Source organism: Roseateles sp. P5_E11, from assembly GCF_054049355.1.
This window is the reverse complement of sequence record NZ_JBFUMO010000358.1, coordinates 1-6,076: the sequence shown is the minus strand read 5'-3', so window position 1 is coordinate 6,076 and position 6,076 is coordinate 1. Positions and strand designations below refer to the sequence as shown.

At 67.3% G+C, this 6,076-nt stretch carries 6 protein-coding genes and 1 pseudogene; all 7 read left to right on the top strand.

The window, feature by feature from the left end:
* Window position 1: 1 nt before the first annotated feature.
* Entirely contained in the window at window positions 2-748 is a 747-nt protein-coding gene (trpA, locus tag ACXJKR_RS21785; RefSeq protein WP_457324597.1) for a tryptophan synthase subunit alpha, read from the top strand.
* 1 nt (window position 749) lies between these two features.
* Window positions 750-1,622 carry an acetyl-CoA carboxylase, carboxyltransferase subunit beta gene (gene accD / locus ACXJKR_RS21780; RefSeq protein WP_457324596.1) on the top strand — a complete coding sequence of 291 codons (873 nt, stop codon included), beginning with the start codon at window positions 750-752 and terminating at the stop codon, window positions 1,620-1,622.
* Between the two features lie 72 nt (window positions 1,623-1,694).
* On the top strand, window positions 1,695-3,005 hold the full coding sequence (folC, locus tag ACXJKR_RS21775; protein ID WP_457324595.1) for a bifunctional tetrahydrofolate synthase/dihydrofolate synthase: 1,311 nt from the start codon (window positions 1,695-1,697) through the stop codon (window positions 3,003-3,005).
* 15 nt (window positions 3,006-3,020) lie between these two features.
* The gene (locus ACXJKR_RS21770) at window positions 3,021-3,791 is read left to right on the top strand and encodes an SPOR domain-containing protein (protein WP_457324594.1); all 771 of its coding nucleotides are present in this window, start codon (window positions 3,021-3,023) and stop codon (window positions 3,789-3,791) included.
* 6 nt (window positions 3,792-3,797) lie between these two features.
* Window positions 3,798-4,340: a CvpA family protein gene (locus tag ACXJKR_RS21765; RefSeq protein WP_457324593.1), complete on the top strand. Its 543-nt coding sequence runs from the start codon at window positions 3,798-3,800 to the stop codon at window positions 4,338-4,340.
* 11 nt (window positions 4,341-4,351) lie between these two features.
* Window positions 4,352-5,863: an amidophosphoribosyltransferase gene (purF, locus tag ACXJKR_RS21760; RefSeq protein ID WP_056196671.1), complete on the top strand. Its 1,512-nt coding sequence runs from the start codon at window positions 4,352-4,354 to the stop codon at window positions 5,861-5,863.
* A gap of 11 nt (window positions 5,864-5,874) precedes the next feature.
* A pseudogene (locus ACXJKR_RS21755) lies at window positions 5,875-6,076 on the top strand (O-succinylhomoserine sulfhydrylase); the annotation flags it as partial.

The following is a 6,076-nucleotide window of genomic DNA, read 5'->3' as shown; positions in this document are numbered from 1 at the left end:
GATCCCCTTCGTCACCGCGGGTGATCCGTACCCGAGTGCAACAGTCGATCTGCTGCTGGCCATGGCCGAGGCCGGCGCCGACGTCATCGAGCTGGGCGTGCCGTTTTCCGACCCGATGGCCGATGGCCCCGTCATCCAGCGCGCCGGTGAACGCGCCTTGAAGAACGGTATCGGCCTGCGCAAGGTGCTTGGCTTCGTGCGCGAGTTCCGTGCCCGCAACAGCAAGACACCGCTGGTGCTGATGGGCTACGCCAACCCGGTCGAACGCTATGGCCTGGACGCCTTCGTGGCCGACGCCAAGGACGCCGGCGTGGACGGTGTGTTGATCGTCGACTACCCGCCCGAGGAATGCGAGGAGTTCGCTGCCAAGCTGCGCGCTGCCGACATGGATGCGATCTTCCTGCTCGCCCCCACGTCCACCGAGGCGCGCATGGCCCAGGTCGGCAAGCTGGCCAGCGGCTACGTGTATTACGTGTCGCTCAAGGGTGTGACCGGCGCCGGCCACCTGAACACGGCGGCCGTGGCCGAGACTGTGCCGCGCATCCGCCAGCACGTCAGCGTGCCGGTGGGCGTTGGTTTTGGCATCCGCGACGGCGCGACGGCACGGGCCGTTGCCGACGTTTCCGACGCGGTCGTCATCGGCTCCAAGCTGGTCGAGCTGCTGGAGCGCCAGCCAGCCGATAATGTCGCCCTGACCGGCGCGGCGTTCATCCAAGACATCCGTGCCGCACTCGACAAGAGGAACTGACATGAGTTGGATCGACAAACTGCTCCCGCCCAAGATCCAGCAGGGCGACCTCGCCGACCGGCGCACGGTGCCTGAGGGCCTGTGGATCAAGTGCCCGAGCTGCGAGACGGTGCTCTACAAGACCGACCTCGAGCAGAACATCAACGTCTGCCCCAAGTGCTCGCACCACCATCGCATCGGCGCCCGTGCGCGCCTGGACGCCTTCCTCGACGGTGAAGGCCGCTACGAGATCGGCCAGGAAGTGCTGCCGGTCGACGCGCTGAAGTTCAAGGACAGCAAGAAGTACCCCGACCGCCTGAAGGAAGCGCTGGAGAACACCGGCGAGACTGACGCGCTGATCGTCATGGGCGGCGCCATCATGAGCGTGCCGGTCGTGACCGCCTGCTTCGAGTTCGACTTCATGGGCGGCTCCATGGGCTCGGTCGTCGGCGAGCGCTTCGTGCGTGGCGTCGAGACCGCCATCGAGCAGAAGACGCCCTTCATCTGCTTCACCGCCACCGGCGGCGCACGCATGCAGGAAGGCCTGCTCTCGCTGATGCAGATGGCCAAGACCAATGCCTCGCTGACGCGACTGGCCAAGGCCAAGTTGCCCTATATCAGTGTGCTGACCGACCCGACCATGGGCGGYGTGWSYGCYRGCTTYGCCTTCGTGGGCGACATCGTGCTGGCCGAGCCCAAGGCGCTGATCGGCTTCGCCGGCCCGCGCGTCATCGAGAACACCGTGCGTGAGAAGCTGCCCGCCGGCTTCCAGCGCGCCGAGTTCCTGATGGAGAAGGGTGCCATCGACATGATCGTGGACCGCCGCCAGCTGCGCGAGACCATCGCCCGCCAGCTCGCCATGCTGCAACGCCAGAGCGCGGACGCCGTCGCCTGAACGTCGCCCGCAGGGTCCCAAGCCAGGCCCCGTGCCTGGCTTTTGTTTTTTGTTTCKCCATGACGCTCGACCATGACGCTCGATGAATGGCTCGCTCACTGCGAGCGCCTGCACCCCAAGTCCATCGACATGACGCTGGACCGCGTCGCGACCGTGCGCGAGCGGCTGGGCATTGCCTTCGACTGCCCCACCATCGTCGTCGCCGGCACCAATGGCAAGGGCTCGACCTGCGCGATGCTGGAATCCATCGCGCTGCACGCCGGCTATCGCGTCGGCCTCTACATCAAGCCCCATCTCGTGCATTTCCAGGAGCGCTGCCGTGTGGGTGGCGCACCGGTGGCGGCCGAGTCGCTGGAGCCGCACTTCGAGGCCGTCGAGGCCGCGCGCGGGGGCATCACGTTGACCTATTTCGAGTTCACGATGCTGGCCATCCTGCGGCGCCTGCAAGAGGAACCGCTGGACCTGGTCATCCTCGAGGTGGGCATGGGCGGCCGGCTGGACGCCGTCAACGTCATCGACAGCGACTGTGCCGTCATCACCAGCATCGACTTGGACCACACCGAATTCCTCGGCCCCGATCGTGAAAGCGTGGGCCGCGAGAAGGCCGGCATCATGCGCACGGGCCGGCCTGTCGTCGTCAGCGACCCGATGCCGCCGGCCTCGCTGGCGGAGCGGGCCATGGAGATCGGCGCCGACCTGCGGCAGCTGGGCCGCGACTTCACCTTCAGCGGTGACCGCACGCAATGGCAATGGGCCGGGCGAGCCAAGCGCTTCTCCGGCATGGCCTATCCGGCGCTGCGCGGTGTCAACCAGCTGCTGAACGCCGCCGGGGTGCTGGCTGCCTTCGAGGCGCTAGCCGACCGGCTGCCCATCAGCGCCCAGGCTGTGCGCACCGGCCTGGCCCTGGTCGAGCTGCCGGGCCGCTTCCAGGTGCTGGCTGGCCAGCCGGCCGTCGTGCTCGACGTCGCCCACAACCCCCACGCCGTCGCGGCGCTGGCCCAGAACCTGGACCAAATGGGCTTTTTCCCGCGCACCCATGCCGTTTTTGGGGCGATGGCGGACAAGGACCTGGCGGGCATCCTGGCCAGGATCGCGCCGCTGGTGGACGTCTGGCATTTCACCGACCTGGCCATTCCCCGCGCCGCCAAGGCCGAGCAGCTTGAAGCGGCCTTTCTCGCCGCAGGGCTGAAGACGCCGCCCGATGTCGCGACGCACACCCATGCCAACCCGCTGGACGCCCTGCATGCAGCGGCGGCCGGGGCGACCACGGCCGATAGAATCCTCGTCTTCGGTTCCTTCTACACCGTGGGCGGGGTGCTTCAACAGGGCCTGCCGCGCGTGACGGCTGGTGCTACCGCACCCCAGCCCCCCACCTTCCACTGACGCCAGACGCTGCCGATGGGCCTGTTTTCCTTTCTCAAGCGCGATGACACCGCCGCTGCGGTGCCGCCCAAAAAGTCGGCCAAGTCCGGCGCCAAGGCGGCCGACGACGTGCAGCAGCTGCGCTTGCGCGCCCGCCGCCGCCTTATCGGCGCGGCCGTGCTGGTGGCGGCCGGTGTGGTCGGCTTCCCTCTGATCTTCGAAACCCAGCCGCGGCCGATTCCCGTCGACTTGCCCATCGACATCCCCCGCAAGGACACCGCGCCGCCGCTGGCCGTGCCGACGCGTGAGCCCCTGGCCCAGGCCGATACCGCCGCCGCGCCAGAAGTCGCGCCGCCTGCAGCCGCCAGTGCCGTGGCACCGGCGGAGGCCAAGCCCGCCGAAAAGCCGCCGGTCAGACTTGCCGAAAAGCCTGCTGAAAAACCAGCCGACAAGCCGGCCGACAACAAACCGGTAGATAAGCCGGCCGACAAACCCAAGGCCCACGCCAACGACGGCGCACGCGCCCAGGCCCTGCTGGAGGGCAAGGAGACATCGGCCAGCACGCCTGCTGCTTCTGCCGCACGCTTCATCGTGCAGGTAGGCGCCTACGGTGAGAACAAGACCGCGCAGGACGTACGCAGCAAGGTCGAGAAGCTCGGCCTCAAGACCTATGCGCAGGCCGTGGACACGGCCGATGGTCGTCGCGTGCGCGTGCGCCTGGGGCCGTTTGCAAGCCGCGACGAGGCCGAGCGCGCCGCGTCCAAGCTCAAGGGCGCGGGCCTGCCCGGCGCCATCCTGACGCTGTAGCCCGCCATGGATGTCGCGCTCAGCTGGGTCGACCTCGCGTTCGCGGCAGTGCTGCTGATCTCGATCGGCATCGGCCTGTGGCGCGGCCTGATCTTCGAGGTCATGTCACTCGCCGGCTGGGTGGTCGCCTATTTCGCCGCGTCGCCGCTGGCGCCTGTCGTCGAGGACCTGCTGCCTGCCTCCATGACCAGCAAGTTCGGCCCTGCCGCCCTGCATGTTGTCGCGCTGGCGATCGCCTTCTTCTTCGTGCTGATCGTCTKGAGCCTGGCCTCGCGCCTGGTCAAGACGCTGATTCACGCCACGCCGCTGTCCATCGTGGACCGCCTGGGTGGCGCCGGTTTTGGTGCGCTGCGTGGTGTCTTCATCGCACTGTTGCTTGTGCTCGTCATTGGCGCTTCGCCCCTGGCGGAGTCAAGCACCTGGCGGGCCTCGCGTGCCGCACCCGTGCTCAGTGATGTGTTGCTCGACGTGGCGCCCTTGCTGCCCGAACCACTTGCCCGATTTGTTTCCCGCTCGATGACCCCATCTGAAGCGGAATCGACCAATTAAGGACCCTCGCCATGTGCGGCATCGTCGGCGCTCTCGCTGCCTCCCCCGTCAACCAGCTCCTGTATGACGCGCTGCTGCTGCTGCAGCACCGCGGCCAGGACGCCGCCGGCATCGTCACCATGCAGGGCAACAAGTGCTTCATGCACAAGGCGCGCGGCATGGTGCGTGATGTCTTCCGCACCCGCAACATGCGCGCGCTGCCGGGCAGCATCGGCCTGGGCCAAGTGCGCTACCCGACAGCCGGCAATGCCTACAGCGAGGAAGAGGCGCAGCCCTTCTACGTGAACGCGCCTTTCGGCATCGTGCTGGTGCACAACGGCAACCTGACCAATGCGCATGCACTGAAGGACGAGCTCTTCGACATCGACCGTCGCCACATCAACACCGAGAGCGACACCGAGGTGCTGATCAACGTGCTGGCGCACGAGCTGGAGCTGGCCGCGCGCGACCTGCCACTGACGCCCAAGGAGATCTTCTCCGCCGTGCGTGCGGTGCAAAAGCGCATCAAGGGCAGCTACGCCGTCATCGCGCTGATCGCCGGCCAGGGCCTGCTGGCTTTCCGCGACCCCTTCGGCATCCGCCCGCTGTGCTTCGGCCGCTCGGCCAACGGCGAGGTCATGGTGGCCAGCGAAAGCGTCGCGCTGGAAGGCACCGGCCACCAGCTGGAGCGCGACGTGGCGCCCGGCGAAGCCCTCTTCATCGACATGACCGGCAAGCTGCACACCGAGCAGTGCAATGACAACCCGACGCTGAACCCCTGCATGTTCGAGTTCGTCTACCTGGCCCGCCCGGATTCGGTGATGGATGGCATCTCGGTCTACCAGGCGCGGCTGAACATGGGCGAGACCCTGGCCCAGCGGGTCATCTCCACGATGCCGCCCAACGAGATCGACGTCGTCATCCCGATTCCGGAAAGCAGCCGCCCCTCGGCCATGCAACTGGCCCACCGCATCGGCAAGCCCTATCGCGAGGGCTTCGTGAAGAACCGCTATGTCGGCCGCACCTTCATCATGCCGGGGCAGGGCGCGCGCAAGAAGTCGGTGCGCCAGAAGCTCAATGCCATCGGTGTCGAGTTCAAGGACCGGAATGTGCTGCTGGTGGATGACTCCATCGTGCGCGGCACCACGTCCAAGGAGATCGTGCAGATGGCTCGCGAGGCGGGCGCACGCAAGGTCTACCTTGCTTCCGCCGCGCCGCCGGTGCGCTATCCCAACGTTTACGGCATCGACATGCCGACGACCGAGGAACTGATCGCACACAACCGCTCCGTCGAGGAGATCCGCCAATACATCGGCGCCGATGCGCTGATCTACCAGGACGTGGATGCTATGAAGCGCGTCGTCGCCGCGCTGCGCCCGGGCCTCGCCGGCTTCGAGGCAAGCTGCTTCGACGGCCACTACGTGACCGGTGACGTGAGTCTCGAAGACTTCGCCACGCTGCGCGCGCAACGCACCAGCCAGCCCAGCGAGGAAGACGCCGACGCACGTGGCCGCCTGGCGCTGCAAAGCGACAGTGAGCAATAGGGGCTGAACGCATGAGCGACCCCGCTCGCCGCACCTTGCCCGAGGGCCTGCGCCCGGAGACGCTGGCCGTGCGCACGGCGCTGGCGCCTAGCCAGCATGGCGAGAACTCCGAAGCGCTGTTCCTGACCACGGCCTACGTCCAGCCCGACGCGGAAACCTCGGCGCGCAAGTTCTCCAACTCCGAGGACTTCACCTACTCGCGCACCAGCAACC

What these genes read in the sequence shown, in the direction of transcription:
- folC (WP_457324595.1), top strand. Translation starts at nt 1,695, where the DNA reads ATGACGCTCGATGAATGGCTCGCTCACTGCGAGCGCCTGCACCCCAAG.
- ACXJKR_RS21770 (WP_457324594.1), top strand. Translation starts at nt 3,021, where the DNA reads ATGGGCCTGTTTTCCTTTCTCAAGCGCGATGACACCGCCGCTGCGGTG.
- purF (WP_056196671.1), top strand. Translation starts at nt 4,352, where the DNA reads ATGTGCGGCATCGTCGGCGCTCTCGCTGCCTCCCCCGTCAACCAGCTC.